The organism is Kribbella sp. WER1, assembly GCF_054189145.1.
The window spans coordinates 2,943,854-2,963,163 of record NZ_CM135186.1 but is presented as its reverse complement, the minus strand read 5'-3'; the positions used below and the strand labels follow the sequence as shown (position 1 = coordinate 2,963,163).

16 protein-coding genes are annotated in these 19,310 nt (G+C 68.8%); 9 read left to right on the top strand and 7 right to left on the bottom strand.

Translation table 11 applies throughout. From position 1 onward, the window contains the following. The first annotated feature begins 87 nt into the window (after window positions 1-87). The 5 genes from mtrA to hpf all read left to right on the top strand — a co-directional run bounded on the left by mtrA (window position 88) and on the right by hpf (window position 6,059). Window positions 88-765, top strand: a complete 678-nt coding sequence (gene mtrA / locus ACXJJ3_RS14395; protein WP_209700103.1) for an MtrAB system response regulator MtrA — start codon at window positions 88-90, stop codon at window positions 763-765. A gap of 59 nt (window positions 766-824) precedes the next feature. Continuing rightward, window positions 825-2,552, top strand: a complete 1,728-nt coding sequence (gene mtrB, locus ACXJJ3_RS14390) for an MtrAB system histidine kinase MtrB (RefSeq protein ID WP_458170535.1) — start codon at window positions 825-827, stop codon at window positions 2,550-2,552. After that, window positions 2,549-4,309, top strand: a complete 1,761-nt coding sequence (locus ACXJJ3_RS14385; RefSeq protein ID WP_458170534.1) for an LpqB family beta-propeller domain-containing protein — start codon at window positions 2,549-2,551, stop codon at window positions 4,307-4,309. Before mtrB ends, ACXJJ3_RS14385 begins: the two co-directional genes overlap by 4 nt. Window positions 4,310-4,617: 308 nt before the next feature. Continuing rightward, window positions 4,618-5,199, top strand: a complete 582-nt coding sequence (locus ACXJJ3_RS14380) for a ComF family protein (protein ID WP_458170533.1) — start codon at window positions 4,618-4,620, stop codon at window positions 5,197-5,199. A gap of 239 nt (window positions 5,200-5,438) precedes the next feature. Further along, on the top strand, window positions 5,439-6,059 hold the full coding sequence (hpf, locus tag ACXJJ3_RS14375; RefSeq protein WP_458170532.1) for a ribosome hibernation-promoting factor, HPF/YfiA family: 621 nt from the start codon (window positions 5,439-5,441) through the stop codon (window positions 6,057-6,059). A 67-nt stretch (window positions 6,060-6,126) separates the two neighbouring features. On the opposite strand, the gene ACXJJ3_RS14370 is transcribed toward hpf, so the two are convergent. Then, on the bottom strand, window positions 6,127-6,942 hold the full coding sequence (locus ACXJJ3_RS14370) for a S1 family peptidase (RefSeq protein WP_458170531.1): 816 nt from the start codon (window positions 6,940-6,942) through the stop codon (window positions 6,127-6,129). A 133-nt stretch (window positions 6,943-7,075) separates the two neighbouring features. Here ACXJJ3_RS14370 and ACXJJ3_RS14365 point away from each other — a divergent pair, with 133 nt between their 5' ends. The 4 genes from ACXJJ3_RS14365 (at window position 7,076) to ACXJJ3_RS14350 (ending at window position 13,187) form a co-directional block, all read left to right on the top strand. Then, window positions 7,076-7,588: a ComEA family DNA-binding protein gene (locus ACXJJ3_RS14365; RefSeq protein WP_458170530.1), complete on the top strand. Its 513-nt coding sequence runs from the start codon at window positions 7,076-7,078 to the stop codon at window positions 7,586-7,588. A gap of 37 nt (window positions 7,589-7,625) precedes the next feature. After that, window positions 7,626-8,837 (top strand): winged helix-turn-helix domain-containing protein, encoded by a 1,212-nt coding sequence (locus ACXJJ3_RS14360; protein WP_458170529.1) that lies wholly within the window; start codon window positions 7,626-7,628, stop codon window positions 8,835-8,837. A 199-nt stretch (window positions 8,838-9,036) separates the two neighbouring features. Then, window positions 9,037-12,024, top strand: a complete 2,988-nt coding sequence (gene secA / locus ACXJJ3_RS14355; protein ID WP_458170528.1) for a preprotein translocase subunit SecA — start codon at window positions 9,037-9,039, stop codon at window positions 12,022-12,024. Window positions 12,025-12,230: 206 nt separating this feature from the next. After that, window positions 12,231-13,187, top strand: a complete 957-nt coding sequence (locus ACXJJ3_RS14350; protein WP_458170527.1) for an NAD(P)H-dependent flavin oxidoreductase — start codon at window positions 12,231-12,233, stop codon at window positions 13,185-13,187. Here ACXJJ3_RS14350 and melA read toward each other — a convergent pair. The 6 genes from melA to ACXJJ3_RS14320 are packed head-to-tail and all read right to left on the bottom strand — an operon-like array spanning window position 13,151 to window position 19,272. Next, on the bottom strand, window positions 13,151-14,446 hold the full coding sequence (gene melA, locus ACXJJ3_RS14345; protein WP_458170526.1) for an alpha-galactosidase: 1,296 nt from the start codon (window positions 14,444-14,446) through the stop codon (window positions 13,151-13,153). The genes ACXJJ3_RS14350 and melA overlap by 37 nt on opposite strands. After that, window positions 14,443-15,378, bottom strand: coding sequence for a carbohydrate kinase family protein (locus tag ACXJJ3_RS14340; RefSeq protein WP_458170525.1), 936 nt, complete (start codon window positions 15,376-15,378; stop codon window positions 14,443-14,445). Before ACXJJ3_RS14340 ends, melA begins: the two co-directional genes overlap by 4 nt. Window positions 15,379-15,385: 7 nt before the next feature. After that, on the bottom strand, window positions 15,386-16,198 hold the full coding sequence (locus ACXJJ3_RS14335) for a carbohydrate ABC transporter permease (protein ID WP_458170524.1): 813 nt from the start codon (window positions 16,196-16,198) through the stop codon (window positions 15,386-15,388). Continuing rightward, the gene (locus ACXJJ3_RS14330; RefSeq protein ID WP_458170523.1) at window positions 16,195-17,118 is read right to left on the bottom strand and encodes a carbohydrate ABC transporter permease; all 924 of its coding nucleotides are present in this window, start codon (window positions 17,116-17,118) and stop codon (window positions 16,195-16,197) included. Before ACXJJ3_RS14330 ends, ACXJJ3_RS14335 begins: the two co-directional genes overlap by 4 nt. Beyond that, complete coding sequence (locus ACXJJ3_RS14325; RefSeq protein ID WP_458170522.1) at window positions 17,118-18,425, bottom strand: ABC transporter substrate-binding protein; 1,308 nt, start codon at window positions 18,423-18,425, stop codon at window positions 17,118-17,120. Before ACXJJ3_RS14325 ends, ACXJJ3_RS14330 begins: the two co-directional genes overlap by 1 nt. A 34-nt stretch (window positions 18,426-18,459) precedes the next feature. Then, on the bottom strand, window positions 18,460-19,272 hold the full coding sequence (locus tag ACXJJ3_RS14320) for an endo alpha-1,4 polygalactosaminidase (protein ID WP_458170521.1): 813 nt from the start codon (window positions 19,270-19,272) through the stop codon (window positions 18,460-18,462). Between the last annotated feature and the right edge of the window lie 38 nt (window positions 19,273-19,310).

Here is a 19,310-nt window from a genome sequence, read left to right as displayed (position 1 = left end):
TACGGCCTGGCACCTGCCGCGCGCATTCCGATCGGTCGGCACAGCGGACGGCAAGGAGCTATGGGCGTGGCAGACGGTAACCGGACGATGCGGGGCCGGATCCTCATCGTCGACGACGACACGGCGTTGTCGGAGATGCTCAGCATCGTGCTGCGCAACGAGGGCTACGACACCTATCTGTGCGCGACCGGTGACAAAGCGGTACCGGCGTTCCGCGAGTTCAAGCCGGATCTGCTGCTCCTGGACCTGATGCTGCCCGGGATGGACGGCATCGACGTCTGCCGCGCGATCCGGGCCGAGTCCGGCGTACCGATCGTGATGCTGACCGCGAAGAGCGACACCGTCGACGTGGTGCTCGGGCTCGAGTCGGGTGCCGACGACTACGTGGTGAAGCCGTTCAAGCCGAAGGAGCTGGTGGCCCGGATCCGGGCCCGGCTGCGCCGGATGGACGAGCCCGGTCCGGAGTCGCTGGCGATCGGCGACCTGACCATCGACGTCGCCGGCCACTCGGTGAAGCGGGCCGGCGAGACGATCCAGCTGACGCCGCTGGAGTTCGACCTGCTGGTCTGCCTGGCGTCGAAGCCCTGGCAGGTGTTCACCCGCGAGGTGCTGCTGGAGCAGGTCTGGGGCTACCGGCACGCCGCCGACACCCGGCTGGTGAACGTGCACGTCCAGCGGCTGCGCTCCAAGATCGAGAAGGACCCTGAGCACCCGGAGATCGTGGTCACGGTCCGCGGTGTCGGATACAAGGCGGGTGCGGACTGATCGAGTACGGTCGCGGCCAAGAGTCGCAGGCGGCCGCCGACGAGCCGATCGTGGCGTCGGTGACCGAGTCCGGGCCCAACACCGGACAGCAGGCCACCCCCGAGCCGGAGGTGGCCGAGTCCCGCGGGACGGAGCTGGAGCTCACGGCCGCCGCGGCGGATTGGTCTGCCCAGCCGCAGCCGCTCTGGCGTACCCACCCCAAGCACTGGCCGGACATCTGGCGCCGTTCCATCCAGGCCCGGATCGTCACCGGCACGCTGCTGATGTCGACCCTGGTGCTGATCCTGGTCGGCTGGGTGATGATGAGCCAGGTCACCGACGGTGTCCTGGAGTCCCGCCGGGACAGCGCGCAGGCGGAGGTCCGCGCCCAGCTGCAGCAGCTGTCCGCGTCGATCGACGCCGCGAACCGGAACACCGTCAACCAGCAGCTTTCCGAGCTGGTCCTCGGTTCCAACCGCCCGGGTCTGTACGACGTACTGCTGGTCCCGACCGACCAGGCCGCGTCGAACGCGATCCGCTACACCGGCTTGGTCGACAGCGACTCGATTCCGCCGGCATTGGCGTCGTCCGTGGTCAGCGACGGCGACAAGCTGTGGGACACGTACACGCGGATCAACTATCGCGACAGCCCGAGCGTCCCGGGGCTGGTGATCGGCTCCCAGATCCGGATCGACTCCACCGGCGACAAGTACTCCATCTACTTCCTGTTCCCGCTCACGGCGCAGCAGGAGACCCTGGACGTCGTACAGCGCGCTCTTGTGACCGCAGGCCTGCTGCTCATCGTTCTGCTCGGCGCTATCGCTTGGCTGGTCACCCGGCAGGTCGTCACACCGGTTCGGATGGCCCGGCGGATCGCGGAGCGGCTGGCGGCCGGCAAGCTCGAGGAGCGGATGCAGGTCCGCGGTACCGACGACCTGGCCCGGCTGGCGGTCTCGTTCAACAAGATGGCGTCCAACCTGCAGCGGCAGATCCGCCGGCTGGAGGAGCTGTCCCGGCTGCAGCGCCGGTTCGTGTCCGACGTGTCGCACGAGCTGCGGACGCCGCTGACCACGGTCCGGATGGCCGCCGACCTGCTGCACGAGAGCCGCGACCAGTTCGACCCGATCAGCCGCCGCTCCGTCGAGCTGCTGCAGAACGAGCTCAACCGGTTCGAGGAGCTGCTGGCGGACCTGCTGGAGATCAGCAGGTTCGACGCCGGCGCGGCCGCGCTGGACCTCGAGGACGTGGACCTGCGCGACATCGTCAACCGGGTCCTGGAGAACCACGAGACCCTGCTCGAGCGCAAGGGCTGCCCGGTCGAGCTGGACATGAAGGCACCCTGCCGCGCCAAGGTCGACTCCCGCCGGATCGAGCGCATCCTGCGGAACCTGATCGGCAACGCGATCGAACACAGCGAAGGCCTGCCGATCAAGATCAGCACGGCGTACGACGAGGACGCCGCGGCGGTGGCTGTCCGCGACCACGGGGTCGGGTTCCGGGCCGAGGAGGCGGAGATGGTGTTCAGCCGGTTCTGGCGGGCGGACCCGGCGCGGGCCCGGACCACCGGCGGTACCGGCCTCGGCCTGTCGATCGCGCTCGAGGACGCCCGGCTGCACGGCGGCCGGCTGGACGCGTGGGGCTCGCCGGGCGAGGGCGCGTACTTCCGGCTGACGCTGCCGCGCCGTCCCGACGTAGCGCTGACCGGTTCGCCGCTGCCGCCGCGCCCGGCCGACGCCACCCGGGTGATCACCGAGCTCGTCGACGTCGGCGCGCCGTACCAGAAACTGAGCGGCGGTGACGACCGGTGAGGCGCAGGCTGCTCGCGGCGCTGGTGTCGGTCGCGCTGCTCGGCGGCTGCGCGGCCGTACCGACCAAGGGCACCATCCGCAGCGGTGAGCGTGCCGGATCCGCCCCCGACCTGGGTGGCGTCGGCGTCGAGGCCAAGCCGCCGCGGGCGAACGTCGGCGACATGTCGATCGTCAGCGGCTTCCTGGAGGCCATGTCGGATTCCCAGGCGTACGACGTGGCCCGCCAGTACATGACCCCGGCCGCCGCGGGGAGCTGGAAGCCCGAGTCGCAGACCGTCGTGTACGAGCAGGCGCCCGACTCGCTCACTCGCAAAGGTGACGGGATCCAGCTGACCGCGAAGAAGATCGCCACGATCAACGAACGCGGCGAGTGGATCCCGGCACCGTCGTCCGCCAAGGCCGACTTCTTCTTCAAGCTGAAGAAGGTCAACGACCAGCTGCGCGTCGACTCCGTGCCGCCGGGCGCCTATCTGGGCAGCAACCAGGTCGACCTGAAGCTGGCTGCGCGCGACCTGTACTTCTTCAACCAGACCAAGGACATGCTGGTCCCGGACCCGGTCTACCTGCCGCAGAACCTGCCGTCCGGCCAGGCCGCGACCCAGATCATCCAGGAGCTGCTCAAGGGCCCGACCGGCCGGCTTGGGAACGGCGTGGTCTCGGCGGCACCGCCCGGTACCGAAGTACAGGTGTCTGTGCCTGTGGACCTCGGTGTCGCCAACGTGGCGCTGAACGACGCGGCCAGCTCGCTGCGGGACCAGGACCGGCAGCTGCTGGCGGCGCAGATCGTGTGGACGCTCAACCAGCTCAACCTGCGGGCGAAGATCACCGTCGGCGGGGCGCCGCTGCTGCCGGACTACCCCGAAGTACTGCCGTTCCCGACGTTCAACCAGTACGACCCGCAGGTGCCGTCCGCGTCGATGACCAAGCTGTACGGGTTGCTCAAGGAGGTCCCGCAGCGGATCACCGGGCAAGACGGGTCGACGGACGTGTCCGCGCAGGCGCTGAAGAACAGCCCGCTGGCGAACTACAAGGCGCAGTCGTTCGCGGTCACGCTGCTCGGGGACGCCGGGGCGATCGTCACGTCCGACGGGCACGACGTCGTGTATGCGCCACTGGACTCGTCGGGCAAGGACGACAAGAAGAAGGCCAGCTTCAAGGTCGAGGGCAAGACGCTGACGCCGACCTTCGACAAGGAGAACAACCTCTGGGTGCTCGACCGCGTCGACACCGACCACCCGAGGCTCCGCGTCCGCAGCCAGGACGGCGACCTCACCCCCGTCCAGACCGACTTCAAGGGCGACACCCCGATCGCGCTCCGGATGGCGCCCGACGGGGTCCGGGCGCTGCTGGTGATGCAGCCCGCGAACAACGGCCAGAACTACGTCGAGACCGCCACGGTGCAGACCACGAACGGCGGCAAGCAGCTGGTCCTCGGCGCGTTCCGCCCGCTCCAGCTCCCCCTCACCAGCATCTCCGACGCCGCCTGGAGCAAGGCCGGCTTCATCGTCATCGGCGCCAAGGACACCTCCGGCCGCCAGATCTGGTCGGTCAACGTCGACGGCTCCAGCCTCCAACTCCTCCCCGGCTCGTCCCCCAACTTCGCCCCCGAACACGTCATGTCGAACGTGAACAAGGACACCCTCCCCGTCATCCAGGACGACAACGGCGAAGTCCACTGGCTCAACAAGGACCTCCTCTGGGCGTCGATGAACAACGACCCCAAAGACCCCGACATAATCCCCACCTACCCAGGCTGACCCCGAGCAATTGAAGGCCTGCTGCTAGGTGGGGGCCCGCCCATCGCATGCACGCGTGCGGCACGCACCCGCGCCGGCACGAGCCCACAGCACCCACTCGGTGATCCACAACCGAGAGCCGAGCTGCGTGGGACCTGTTTGGTTGTCCACAGGTTGGGGGTGGGTGGGTTGCGGGTGGGGCTGGAGGTGGGGAGGGTTGGGGTGTGGGGGTCGACGCGCTGGTGGATTTGGTGTTGGGTGGGCGGTGTGCGGGGTGTGAGCGCCCCGGGGTGACTCTCTGTGGTGGTTGCCGTGGGCTACTGACGCAGGTGACTCCGTTCCGTGCTTGGCCGGACCCACGACCCGCGGGTCTGCCACCGCCGACCGCCGCCGCGCCGTACGGCGATCAGCTCCGCAGCCTCATCCTCGCCCACAAGGAACACGCCCGGTACGGCCTCGCCCGCCCCCTCGGGCGGCTCCTCGCGACCACCGTCCGCGCCGCCCTCGCGGACCGGACGGCTGTCTGGCTGTGTCCGGTTCCGTCGCCCCGGGCAACGGTTCGGGGCCGCGGGCACGACCCGCTCCGGCGGATTACGAAGGCTGCCGTCAGATCCCTGTGCTGGCAGGGAATCGACGCCCGTACGGCGCCCGCGCTCCGGGTGGTCCGCCGCCCGGAGGACCAGGCCGGCCTGTCCGCGGAACGCCGTACCGCCAACCTGGACGGGGCGTTCGCGGCGCGTTCGCCGTGGGCTGAAACGCTGATCGATCAACCGGTCCTGCTGGTCGACGACGTGATCACCACCGGTTCCACGCTCACGGAAGCGTCCCGGGCCTTGGAAACCGCGGGCGTCCGGGTGCTCGGCTGCGCCGTACTGGCCGCGACCGTGCGACACCGGACGTCTGGTTCATGAGAACTTCTCTACCGGTTTTCGCCGAAGCCGACTAGCGTTGGCCTATGACACCCGCTAGGGCTTGTCGGGCAGTGGAGTGGTGGAGGACCGGATCAGCCGGATTCCTCGCCACGGGGTCCGACGGGTTCGAGAGCGGGTGTTCGCGTTTCGGGCGCCCCACATCGCAACCAGCTCAGCGAGAACAGGAAGGACGGGGGTCCGCCGCGTCGTAAAGAAGTCGCCGATCGATGGAGGTTTCCGTGGACGTCGTTGTCAAGGGTCATCACTGCGAGGTCAGTGACCGCTTCCGGCAGTACGTCGAGGAAAAACTCGAGCGGATCGAGAAAGTCGATCATCGGGTACTGCGTTGCGAGGTGGAAGTGAGTCAGGAGAAGAACCCGCGACAGCACGATCGGGCGATGCGTGTCGAGCTCACCATGTACACGAAGGGGCCGGTGGTCCGCGCAGAGGCGTGCGGCGAGACCAAGTCGGCGGCCTTCGACGTCTGTCTGGACCGGCTGCGGACCCAGGTCCGCAAGGCGGCCGACCGGCGCCGGGTGCACGGTGGCAGGACGCCGGAAGGCCTCCGGCACGTGAACGCGAAGCAGCCGCTCAACGGCACACCCGTAGTGGAGGAACCAGTCGCCCAGGACGAGGTGGCGACGCACAAGTACGGATCCCTCACGGTCACCGGCGACGGTCCGCTGGTGATGCGTGAGAAGACCCACTCCGCCAAGCCGATGACCCTGGACCAGGCTCTCTACGAGCTCGAACTGGTCGGGCACGACTTCTACCTGTTCGTCGACGCCGACGAGAACCAGCCGAGCGTGGTCTACCGCCGTCGCGGTTACGACTACGGCGTGATCCGGCTCTCCGTCTGAGCCTTCGGGAGGAGCACAACAGAACGGGCCCGGGCACTCTCGCCCGGGCCCGTTCGTGTCCGTCCGGTCAGCTGTCGATCTGCTGCTGGAGTTCGGTGGCGTACGTCGCGACCTGGGCGTAGACGCCCGGGTTGCCGGCGTCCGCGCAGCCGACGCCCCAGGAGACGACGCCGAACAGGCGGCCGTTGAGGACCAGCGGGCCGCCTGAGTCGCCCTGGCAGGAGTCCTTGCCGCCCTTCTCGTACCCGGCGCAGATCTCGCCGTCCGGGGTGTACCCCTGGCTCGCGTACTGCTTGGAGCAGTAGTCGTCACCGAGCACCGGTACGTCGACCTTCTGGAAGGTGTCCTCCGGCCCGGTGCCCTCGGTGGAGCCCCAGCCGTACACGACCGACGCCGCGCCGGCCTTGTCCGCGGCCTTGTCGGTCTCCAGCGCGAGCGTGTCGACACCGTCGAACGGGGTGGCGAGCGTCATCACGGCGACGTCGTGCGCGGGCGACTTCCCGTACTCCGGGTCCACCCAGATGCTGGCGATCTTCGACTCCTTGCCGGTCGACTTGTCGTTCAGGTCGTCCCGGCCCTGGATCGCGGTGTAGGTGCCGACCGCCTCCTGCGCGCAGTGCGCCGCGGTGACGATCTTGTTCGCCTTCACCAGGGTCGAGCCGCACCACTCGCCGCTCGCGGCGGGCGAGCCGCTGTTCGACAGCTGGATGGCCCAGGGGGCGTCGGTGGTGTGGGCGATGGTGCCGCCGACGATCCGGTTGACGGGTCCACCGGGTGCCTGCGCGGCGGACGCGGTGCCGGCGACGGCGACCGCTCCGAGGGACGCCGCTGTCAGGACACCGGCCGCGAGGGCAGCGCGGACCACAGACTTCTTTCCTGTCATGCCTCACTCCAGGGTGATAGGGGCCGCACGGGCGGACGGCCTGCTGGCAGGTTCCCCCGAACACCATCCGTAGCGCACCTCCCACTTTGGGTAACGCCAGAGTTATGCCCCGGCTCGCCGCTACAGTTCGGCGATGCGCGCTCCCCGAACCAACTGGAAGACGGTCTGGACGAAGCTGGCCGGTGCGGCCGTCCCACTGGTGACCGTCGGTGTGGGTAGCGCGTTCCTGTTCGGCACCCTCGCCGTCCGGCGCCGGAGCCTGCTGCTCGCGGTGTCCGCACTGGTCTATCTGGGCGCGGCTGCCGCCTTCTGGGTGCCCGGGTGGGGCGATCCGGATCACACGAGTTCTGACGCCGTCATGCTCACCCTGCTGGTCAGCATGGTGGCAGCGAGCATCCACGCCGCTCTGGTGATCGGCGGCCGCACGTACGGCGGTCTGGTGGATCTCAACGCCGCACCGGCCGAGGTGTTGTCGACGCTGCCCGGGCTGAACCAGCAGCTCGGCGCGGCCATCGTGTCGAGCCGCACCGAGGCGGGTCGCTTCCGGTCGGTCGACGAGCTGTGGTCCCGCGGGGTCCTGTCGGGCCCGCCGAGCAAGGAGCTGCGCGACCGGCTGGTCGTCGGGGCGGTCCAAGACCGACGATGAACGGATTCTGTCGGTGCGGCCGGGCACAATGCGCGCCATGACGACCGACGTGCTGTCCACGGCTCAGGCGCGCAGGATCGCGCTCGCGGCGCAGGGGTTCATGGACCCGCGGCCGAAGGGGGTTCCGGACGCCCGGGCGCTGTCCCGGGTGCTCGGCCGGATCGGCCTGATCCAGATCGACTCGGTCAACGTGCTGAGCCGGACGCAGTACCTGCCGCTCTACTCCCGCCTCGGGCCGTACCCGCGCGACCTGCTGGACCGCGCCGCCGGCAAGGCCCCGCGCCGCCTGGTCGAGTACTGGGCGCACGAGGCGTCGCTGATCCCGGTCGAGACGCACCCGCTGATGCGCTGGCGGATGGCCCGCGCGACCACCGAGGCGTGGGGCGGCCCGCGGTCGATCGCGCAGCAGCGGCCGGACCTGGTCAAGCAGGTGCTCGCCGACGTGCAGAGCCACGGCCCGCTGACCGCCCGGGAGATCGACGACGACGTCGAACGCACCAAGGACAACTGGGGCTGGAACTGGTCGGACGTGAAGCGCGCCCTGGAGTTCCTGTTCTTCGCGGGTGAGATCACCGTCGCCAAGCGCAACCAGCAGTTCGAGCGGCTGTACGACGTACCCGAGCGGGTGCTGCCCCGGGCGGTGGTCGACACGCCGACGCCCACGCTCGACGAGGCGCACCGCGGGCTGGTGTCGATCGCGGCCCGGGCACACGGGGTGGCGACCGCGCAGTGCCTGCGGGACTACTTCCGGACCGCGCCGGAGCCGACGCTGCAGGCGATCGCCGAGCTGGTCGAGGAGGGCGAGCTGCTCCCGGTCCGGATCGACGGCTGGAAACGCCCGGCGTACCTGCACAAGGACGCCCGGCTGCCGCGCCGGGTGAACGCCCGCGCCCTGGTCAGCCCGTTCGACTCGCTGGTGTACGAGCGCACCCGGACCGAGGTCCTGTTCGACTTCCGGTACCGGATCGAGATCTACGTCCCGGCCGAGAAGCGGGTGCACGGGTACTACGTGCTCCCGTTCCTGCTCGGCGACAAGCTGGTCGCGCGCGTGGACCTGAAGGCGGACCGCGCCGCCGGCGTCCTGCTGGTCCAGTCGGCGCACGCGGAGCCGAAGGCGCCGGTGGAGACCGCCGAGGAGCTGGCCGCCGAGCTCGTCCAGCTGGCCGGCTGGCTCGGCCTGGACCAGGTCCGGGTGGCCGGCGGCGGTGACCTGTCGCCCGCGCTCAGTGACGCTCTGCGCGGTTCCTGAGCGCCCGCTGGGAACTTTTCGGCACGCCTGAGCGTGGGTCCGGTGGGGCCATGACACCCTCTGGGGCACGCTGCGGGCGTGGCTTGGCACACCCGGCCCCGTACGATGGGGGACGCACGCCCTCCCGCGGGGGTCGGTCGTGCCCTGTCGGCGTTCGGCCGTACCCCAGGCTTCAGCAGCAAGGAGTGAACTCCCCACCATGAAGGTTGTCGACAAGGTCCTGCGGATCGGCGAGGGCAAGATCCTCCGTCAGCTGCAGGGCATCGCGAAGATGGTCAACTCCATCGAGGACGACTTCGTCAACATGACCGACGAAGAGCTGCGCGATCAGACCGCGGAGTTCAAGGAGCGGCACAAGAACGGGGAGTCCCTCGATCAGTTGCTCCCGGAAGCCTTCGCGGTGGTCCGGGAGGCGGCCAAGCGGACCCTGCACCAGCGGCACTACGACGTCCAGATCATGGGCGGCGCGGCGCTGCACCTGGGCAACATCGCCGAGATGAAGACCGGTGAGGGCAAGACCCTGGTCGGGACGCTGCCGACGTACCTGAACGCGCTGTCCGGCAAGGGCGTGCACGTGGTCACGGTGAACGACTACCTGGCCAAGTACCAGGCCGAGTGGATGGGCCGGGTATACCACTTTCTCGGCCTCGACTACGGCGTGATCCTGCCGGAGATGACCCCGGCCGAGCGCCGGATCGCGTACAGCAAGGACATCACGTACGGCACCAACAACGAGTTCGGCTTCGACTACCTGCGCGACAACATGGCGGGCAGTATCGAGGACTGCGTCCAGCGCGAGCACAACTACGCGATCGTGGACGAGGTGGACTCGATCCTGGTCGACGAGGCCCGGACCCCGCTGATCATCTCCGGCCCGGCCGAGGACTCGCAGCGCTGGTACGTCGAGATGGCCCGGATCGCGAACACGCTGAAGGCCTGGACGCTGGCCGACGAGGCCGAGCTGAAGAAGAAGAACCCGCGGGTCACCGATCTGGAGATCGACGAGACCAAGCGCCGGGTCGCCGACTACGACGTGGACGAGAAGAAGCGCACGGTCGCGATCCTCGAGCGCGGTATCGAGAAGGTCGAGGACCGGCTCGGCATCGACAACCTGTACGAGTCGGCCAACACCCCGCTGATCAGCTACCTGAACAACGCGCTGAAGGCCAAGGACCTGTTCCACCGGGACAAGGACTACGTGGTGGTCGACGACGGCGAGGTGCTGATCGTCGACGAGCACACCGGCCGGACGCTGCACGGCCGCCGTTACAACGAGGGCCTGCACCAGGCGATCGAGGCCAAGGAAGGCGTCGAGATCAAGGAGGAGTACCAGACCCTCGCGACGATCACGCTGCAGAACTACTTCCGCCTCTACGACAAGCTGGCCGGCATGACCGGTACGGCGATGACCGAGGCAAACGAGTTCTCCAAGGTCTACAAGCTCGGCGTGGTGCCGATCCCGACCAACAAGCCGATGATCCGGGTCGAGGAGCGGGACCTGATCTACCGCACCGAGGACGCCAAGTTCGCCGCCGTGGTCAAGGACATCGTCGAGGTGCACAAGACCGGGCAGCCGATCCTGGTCGGTACGACGTCGGTGGAGAAGTCCGAGCGGCTGTCCCGGCAGCTGCTCAAGGAGAACATCAAGCACGAGGTGCTGAACGCGAAGCAGCACGCGCGGGAGGCCGCGATCGTCGCCGAGGCCGGCCGCAAGGGCGCGGTCACGGTGGCCACCAACATGGCCGGCCGTGGTACCGACATCATCCTCGGCGGCAACCCGGAGTTCCTCGCCGACAAGGAGCTGCGGGCCCGCGGCGTCGACCCGGCCGAGGACATCGAGCAGTACGAGTCGGAGTACCCGGCGCTCCTCGAGCAGTTCGAGAAGCAGGTCAAGGAGGAGCAGAGCGAGGTCCGCGAGCTCGGCGGCCTGTACGTGCTCGGCACCGAGCGGCACGAGTCCCGCCGGATCGACAACCAGCTGCGCGGTCGTGCCGGCCGTCAGGGCGACCCGGGCAAGTCCCGGTTCTACCTGTCGCTCGAGGACGACCTGATGCGGCTGTTCAAGCGCGAGATGGTCGACTGGGCAATGTCGCGGAACAACGACGACTCCCAGCCGCTGGAGAACAAGGTCGTCACCAAGGCGATCGCCTCCGCGCAGGGCCAGGTCGAGGCGCAGAACTTCGAGACCCGGAAGAACATCCTCAAGTACGACGACGTGATGAACCGGCAGCGGCACGTCGTGTACGACGAGCGCCGCCGGGTGCTGGAGGGCGCCGACCTGCGCGACCAGGTGCAGGACATGCTCGAGGAGACCGTCACCGGGTACGTGCAGGGCGCGACCGCCGACGGGTTCGCCGAGGACTGGGACCTGGACGCGCTGTTCACCGCGATGAAGACCCTGTACAAGTCCGAGCTCACCGAGGAGGACCTGATCGAGGAGGCCGGCGGCGAGAAGGCCGGCCTGACCCAGGACTTCCTGATCGAGCGGTTCCTCGAGGAGGCGCACGCGGCGTACGAGCAGCGTGAAGAGCTTCTCGGCGAGGAGGCGATGCGCGAGCTGGAGCGGCGCGTCGTACTGAGCGTGCTGGACCGCAAGTGGCGCGAGCACCTGTACGAGATGGACTACCTGCGCGAGGGCATCGGCCTGCGCGCGATGGCGCAGCGCGACCCGCTGGTCGAGTACCAGCGCGAGGGCTACGACATGTTCGCCTCGATGATGGAGTCGATCAAGGAGGAGTCGGTCGGCTTCGTCTTCAACGTCGAGGTGGACGTGGAGGCGATGCGCGCCGAGATGGAGCTCGCTTCCGAGACGGCGCTGGCCGACGAGGACAGCCTCGAGGGACGCCGGATCGAGGACATCCTGAAGCCGAACGCACCGGTCGCGGAGTTCGCCCGCAAGGGCGAGGACGAGGACCGGCCGCAGGACACGCCGCGTCCGCAGGACGCCCCGCGGCAGGCGCCGCGACTGCGCGCGAAGGGCCTGACGAACGTGCCCCGGCAGCAGCGGCTGACGTACTCGGCGCCGACCATCGACGGCGACGACGAGGTCGCGATGCACCAGGACGCGGTCGAGGACGGCAACCTGGAGTACGCCGGGACCCCCCGGAACGCGGCCTGCCCGTGTGGCTCTGGCAAGAAGTACAAGCGCTGCCACGGCGACCCCCAGTCGGACGCCTACAAGTTCTGACTCGCCGCACCTGACAGCCGGCCCCTGGATCTCCCGGGGCCGGCTGTTCTGCTTTCGGGGCCGTGAACAGCCTCTGGGGTCTGCGGACAGGCAATCGCCTGTTCACGGCACCGGGTTGGGGTGCACGGCCCCCGGTGGGGGCGCGACGTCCTGGGATGTGGCGCCTGCCATGGCGCGGCGGCGCGGTGGTGTGGTGCGCTGGTGCCATGTGGTTGACGGAGAAGTTCGGGCTGACGGTGCCGGTGGTGGGTGCGCCGATGGCGAACGTGAGTGGTGGGAAGCTGACGGCGGCGATCTCCGCGGCCGGTGGTCTGGGGATGCTCGGTGCGGGCTCGGCCGTCTCGGCTGAGTGGATCCGCACCGAGGGGGCGATCGCCGCGGCGGGCGGGAAGCCGTACGGGATCGGGCTGATGGCGTGGTCGGTGGCCGAGCACCCGGAGCACCTGGAGGCGGTGCTCGAGCTGCGCCCGGCGCTCGTCTCGCTGAGCTTCGGCGACTATGCGCCGTACGTCGGCACCCTGAAAGACGCCGGCATCGTCGTGGCGACCCAGGCCGGGACCGTCGCGGACGCCCGCGAGGCCGTGGACGCCGGCGTCGACGCGATCGTTGCCCGAGGCGCCGAAGCGGGCGGGCACGGCCGGAACGCGGTCTCCACCCTGCCCTTGCTGCAGGCGATCCTCGACCTGACCGACCTCCCGGTGCTGGCCGGCGGCGGTATCTCCGGCGCGCGCGGCCTCGCCGCGGTGCTTGCGGCCGGCGCCGTCGGCGGCTGGATCGGTACGGCGTTCCTGACCTGCGCCGAGGCCCAGACGAAGGAGTCCGCGCGCCGGCGCATCATCGAGGCGGACGAGACCGACACCGTCTACGGAACCGTCTTCGACGCGGCCTCCCGGGCCGGCTGGCCCGACGAGTTCGGCGGCCGCGCCCTCCGCAACAGCTTCTTCGACACCTGGGAAGGACACGAGGAAGAGTTGAAGACGAAGGACGCCGCACACGCGGACTACGTCGAGGGCAGCCGCACCGCCGACCCGGCCCGCGCCTCCATCTACGCGGGCCAGGGCGTCGGCGCCCTCACCGGCCAACCGACCGCTGCCGAGATACTGACCGGTTTCGCAACGTACGGCAACTACCTGAGGGCTGCTCTCAACGCCGGGTCCAGGTAGTTGTGGTGGGCAAGGACCAGGTCGTTGCAGAGTTCCCAGATCTGCTCCACCGGGAGGGTTCCGGCGGTGGCGGGGTCGACCATCACTGCCTGGCGGATCGCCCGGGGGTCTTCGGTGAGGGCTGCCTGGACGGTGAGTTCGGCGACGTTCAGGTACGAGCGGTTGAGGGCGGCGCACTGTGCGGGCAGTGGTCCGACCGCGGTCGGTTGGATGCCTGAGGCATCGACCAGGGCCGGGACCTCGACGACGGCGCCGGACTGCAGGTTGGGGATCAGGCCGGTGTTCGGGAGGTTGGCGTAGACGGTCCGCGGGGTGCCGGTCACGATGCTGTGGATGATCTGCGGGGCGTATTCCATCGTGGGGTCCACCTCGACCGGGTCGCCGGTCTTGAGCGCCTTGCGGGTGTGCTCGTAGGAGGCCAGGTTCTCCGCGACGATGTCCAGGTAGGCGCCGACCGGTAGCCGGAGGCGTTCGACCTCGCCGGTGTGGCCGAGGTACCAGGGGACGTACTCGGAGGAGTGTTCGCTGGTCTCGGTCGGGTAGTAGCCGAGGCGGCGGTACATGTCGACGCGGACCCGGCGGAGCAGTTCGGGGTCCGCCGCGATCGCCTCGTCCAGCCGGTCGTACAGGTTCTCCCGGCCGCGTTCGAAGCGCAGTACCCACGACTGGTGGTTGACGCCGGCGGCCAGGTAGGTGACGTCGTCGTACGGGACGCCGACCAGTTCGGACAGGCCCTGCATCGTCCAGTACACCGAGTGGCAGAGGCCGGCGACGTTCCGGACGCCGAGCGCCTTCAGGTACCAGACGTTCATCACCATCGGGTTGGTGTAGTTGAGCAGCCAGGCGTCCGGGCAGATCTCGTTGATGTCGCGCGCGAGTCCGCGCAGGACCGGGAACGTGCGGAGCGCGCGGAACACGCCGCCGACGCCGAGCGTGTCGCCGATCGTCTGCCGTAGCCCGTACCGCGCCGGGATCTCGAAGTCGACGTGCGTGGCCGCGTTCATCCCGACCTGCACGATGTTGATCACGAAGTCCGCGCCGTCCAGCGCCGCCCGCCGTTCGAGGTGCGTGCTGATCCGTGGCGTCACGTGGTGCTCACGAGCGATGTACGCCGCGGCCGCTGCCGCCGTGTCGAGCCGCTCGGGGTCGATGTCGTGCAGCCGGATGTCCAGCGGCCCCAGGTCGAGACCGAAGAGATCGGCCAGCAGGCCCTGCGTGAACACCACGCTGCCCGCGCCGATGAACGCGATCGTCGTCATGCGGTCACCCTCCCGACGGCCTCGTCCCACGACGGTTGCGCCGCCGTCCCGCCCGCGCCCCGGGTGGACAGCGAACCGCAGGCGGCCGCGATCGCCATGGCCCGGTCGGGCTTGGAACCATTCAGTACGGCGGCCACCCAGCCGGCGTCGAAGCTGTCGCCGGCGCCGACCGCGTCGACCGTGTCCACCTTCACGGCGGGCGCGGTGGTCACCTTGGAACCGTCGTGCGCGAGTGCTCCGTCCGGGCCGTTCTTGACGACGACGAGCGTCCCGCGGCGGGCCATCCGGCGCGCGAGGATGCCGGCCGCGTCCTCCACCGAGTGGTGCCCGGTGAGCGCGAGCGCTTCGGCCGCGTTCGGCAGGAAGTAGTCCGTCACCCGCAGCACCGGGTCGAGCATCATCCGGTCCCACTTGCCCGCCGGATCGTCGTTCGGATCGAGCGAGGTGGTCGCCTTCGCGGCCTTCGCCTCCTTGAAGATCCCCGCCAGGCCGGCAGCCAACTGCGGCATCAGGTAGAACGACCCCGCATGCACATGCCGCACCGAGCTGATCAGGCTCTGCGGCACGTCCTCGGCCACAGTGCTCGGCAGACATCCGGGGGACGTCAGGATCGCGCGATCGTCTCCCGACAGAAGGATCGTCGTCAGTGGGGTCGGCAACGCCGGGTCCACCACCAACGCATCCACGTTCACGCCTCGGTCGGACAACGACGTACGGACGAAGTCGCCGGCCGGATCGTCGCCGACCCGTCCGGCGAACGCGACACGCAACCCGAGCCGGGCCGCGCCGCAGGCCATGATCGAGGCGGAGCCGCCGAGGACGAGGGAGCCGTGCGGGACGAGTCGTTCCCGCTGGCCGAAGAGGATCGGCTGGTCGACGGGCCCGACGACCACGTCGGGGTTCGCGTCGCCGATCACGAGCAGATCGAACATATCTTGGTCAGCCTTTGAGTCCGGTGGATGCCAGCGAGCGGATGAACGCCTTCTGGGCAAGGAGGAACCCCAGCAGGACGGGCAGCACCGTGATGACGTTTCCGGCCATCACGGCCGACCACTGGGTGTGGTGCTGTCCCTGGAACGTTGTCAGTCCCAGCTGGAGGGTGTACGTGGAGTCGCTGTTGATCGCGATCAGCGGCCAGGTCAGGTCGTTCCAGGTGGCGAGGAACGTGAGGACGGCGACCGTGCTGAGCGCGGGCCGGGCGAGCGGCAGCACGATCGACACCAGGATCCGCAGCCGCCCGCAGCCGTCGATCCAGGCCGCTTCCTCGAGCTCCCGCGGCAGCGAGACGAAGAACTGCCGGAAAAGAAAAACGGAAAGCGGTGTCACGAGCGACGGAACGATCAGCGCGCCGAGCGTGTCGATCAGCCCGAGCTGCTTCATCACCAGGAACGTCGGGATCATCGTCAGCTGGAACGGGATCACCATCGTCGCCAGCATCAGCCCGAGGACGACCTTCGACCCGGTGAACCGGATCCGCGCGAACGCGTACCCGCCGAGTGATCCGAGCACAAGGTTCGCGGTGACGGCAACGGCGGAAACGATGAAGGAATTCAGGAACCAGCGCGGAAACAGGGCGTTTCCTAGCACGTACCGGTATCCGTCGAGCTTGATGCCGTGCGGCCACAACGCCGGTGGGAAGCGGTTGATTTCCGCGTTGCTCATCACCGAACTGACCAGCAGCCAGACCAGCGGCAACGCGAACAGCAACGCCAACGGCGCCAGAACGAAGTGCCAACCACTGATGCGTTTCATCGGTCAGCCACCCGCCGCCGGTAGATCTGCAGCGCGACCCCGACCACGAGCAACGCCACGGCCAACGTGTACGCCGCCGCCGCGCTGTATCCGGCCGTGAACGTCTTGAACGCCTTCTCCCAGATGAAGTACACGATCACCGTCGTGGACCCGAGCGGCCCGCCCTTCGTGGTCACGAACACCAGGTCGAACACCTGCAACGCGTTGATCGTCTGGAACAGCAGCAGGAAGATCGTCACGGGCGTCAGCGCGGGCAGCGTCACGTGCCGCAGTACACCCCACCGACCCGCGCCGTCGATGCGCGCGGCCTCGACCAGATCGCCTGAAACCCCTTGCAAACCGGCAAGATAGACGATCACGCAGAAGCCGATGCCGCTCCACAACGAGATCGCGACCAGCAGGTACAGCGCCTGCCCGGGATCGCTGAAGAACCCCTGCGCGGGCAGCCCGACCTTGTGCAGCAGGGAGTTCGCCACGCCGAACTCCGGGTCGAGGACGAACGAGAACAGCACGCCCTGCGCCGCCGCCGACACCACGAACGGTACGAATACCAGCGTCCGGTACAGCCCGATCAGCGCGATCTTCCGGTCCAGCGCGATCGCGATCGCCAGCCCCGCGACCACGCTCAACGGCACGTAGAGCACCGTGTAGAGGAGCGTGTGCGACACCGCGGCCCCGAACGATGGATCCCTCAGCAGCGCCTGGTAGTTCGCCAGTCCGACCCACTCGCTCGGCGAGACCAGGTCGTTCACCTGGAAGGACAGCAGCAACGACCACAACACCGGGACGACGCTGAGCCCGAGGATGATCACCACCGACGGACTCACGAACGCCCAGCCGGTCGCGCCCTCACCCCGCCGGCGCCGCTTCGCCGCCCGGCTCCGTGGATCGACCGTGAAGGTCCCGACCACACTGGCCATCAGCTCGGCACCGCCAGCAACTGGTTGCACTGGCCAACGGCCTGCTTGAGCGCGTCCTCAGGACTCTGCTTCCCCAGCAGTACGGCCGCAATCGCCTGCCCGACCTGCTCGGAGATCTTCGGGTACGCCGTGATCGTCGGCCGCACCTTCGCGGTGTCGAGGGCCTTCACGAACACGTCCAGCCCGTTCGTCTCGGCGGAGTGCTTCTTCCAGGCCGGCAGGTCCGCGGTCGCCTTGGTGATCGGCAGGCTGCCGCCCTTCACGTCCCACTGGATGTCCTGCGCCGGATCGGCCAGCCAGCTGACGAACTCGGTCGCCGCCTTCACCTTCGCCTTGCCGTTGTCGAAGACCGTCCAGGTGTCCGGCCCCGAGATCGTCACCGGCTTCCCGGAGTACGTCGGCAGCGGTACGACGCCGTAGTCGACGCCGGCGTCCTTCAGCTCCGGGAGCTGCCAGGGGCCGGTGGCAACCATTCCCATCCGGCCGCCGAGGAACACCTGGTACAGCTGCTCGCTGCCCGGCTTCGGGTCGACGTACAGCGACTTGTCCGTGCGTAGCTTGTCGAGAGTGCCGAGCGCCTGGGCGCCGACCGTGTCGAAACCGACCTTCTTTCCGTCACCGCTGACCACGTCGCCGCCGAGGTCCCAGATCATCGGCCAGATCCGCCAGACCGTGTCCTCGTCGCCGACACCTGGCCAGCCGGTGCCGAACACGCCCTTCGCCGGGTTGGTCAACTGTTTGGCGGTGGCAACGAAGTCGTCCCAGGTCCAGCCGTCCTTCGGTGGCGCGACACCGGCCGCGGAAAACAGCTTCTTGTTGTAGACCACACAGAGCGAGTCGAGCAGGGCGGGCGCGGCCCGGACCTTGCCCTTCACACTGACCGCGTCCTTCGCGGCCGGCCAGTAGTCGTCGATCTTCAGCTTCCCGGTCAGGTCGGCGACCTTCGGGCTCTTGGTCAGGCTGGCGAGGTCCGACCCGAAGATGTACGCAATGTCCGGGTAGGACCCCGCCGCCAGCCCCGCGGTGACCTTCTGCAGCATGCTGTCCGCGGTCACCCCGCCACCGCCGCCGACCACCTTGATCTTCGGGTGGCTCTGGTTGAACGCCGCGATCAGCGAGTCGATCGCGGCCTTGCCCAGATCCACCTGGCCGTGCCACAGGTCGAGCGTGACGACACCGTTGGCGTCGGCGCCGTCGTCGCTCTTGCCGCAGGCGGCCAGGGTGCCGGTCACGGTACCGGCCGCTGCGACGGCGGCAGCGGCGCGGAGTACGTCACGACGGGACAGGTTTCGAGCATGCTGAGACATGTCGGTCTCCAGAAAGGGAGCAGGAAAAGGAGTTTCAGCAGGTCTTGCGGACGTACCCGGCGTCGCCCGGGACCGACACGTCCACATCGCGCTGCACGATCGACAATGTTCCGCCGAATCCAGAACACGCTTTCCGGCGGCCGCTGTCGGTGTACTCGATCACGATCACGTTGTTGCCGAAGGCATCGACGTAGTCGGCGCACTCGTCGTACTGGCCGCATTCCTCGGCGACCGCGAAGTCCAGGCCGACGGTCTGCCGGTCACCGGCCAGTTCGACGGTGTTCTTCTGCCCGATGGCCAGGTTCTTGCTGTGCGCGTGGGTGGCCAGCAGCGTCAGGTACGCCTCGGCCTGGGGTGCGGTGAGCAGCTTCTTCGAACGGGTGTAGCTGTCGTAGTTGTCGGGTTCGATCGCCTGGTAGCCCTTGGCCGCGCAGCCGTCGATCCAGCCGTTGACCTTGGCGGCGATCCGGTTGCGCTTGTCGGCGGTCCGCAGGTCGAGCAGCGGCTCGCCCCAGTCCTGGTCGATGACGAGGTTGCCTGCCGCATCGCGGAGCAGCAGATCGGCGGCCCATTGGCCCTGTTCGCCGGGCTGCACCTGGAACGCGTTGACGTAGCAGATGTTGTACAGGCCGGCCGCCGGGGCGGCGGTCCGGTCGCGGGTGACCACCTGGACGCCGGCGGGCGGCGTGTACGCCCCGCCGATCTGATAGTCGAACTTCGCGTGCGCCGGCGGCAGCGTGACGGCCGCGTCGGCGGAGTTCCGGTTGAGGAGTGGGACGGTGACTGCGAGGGCCGGCGTCAATACGGCCGCGGCTGCTGCCAGCAGGCGGCGGGTGAGTCTGGACACGATTTGCTCCATCGGTCCCGGGGACGCGACCCCGCCTC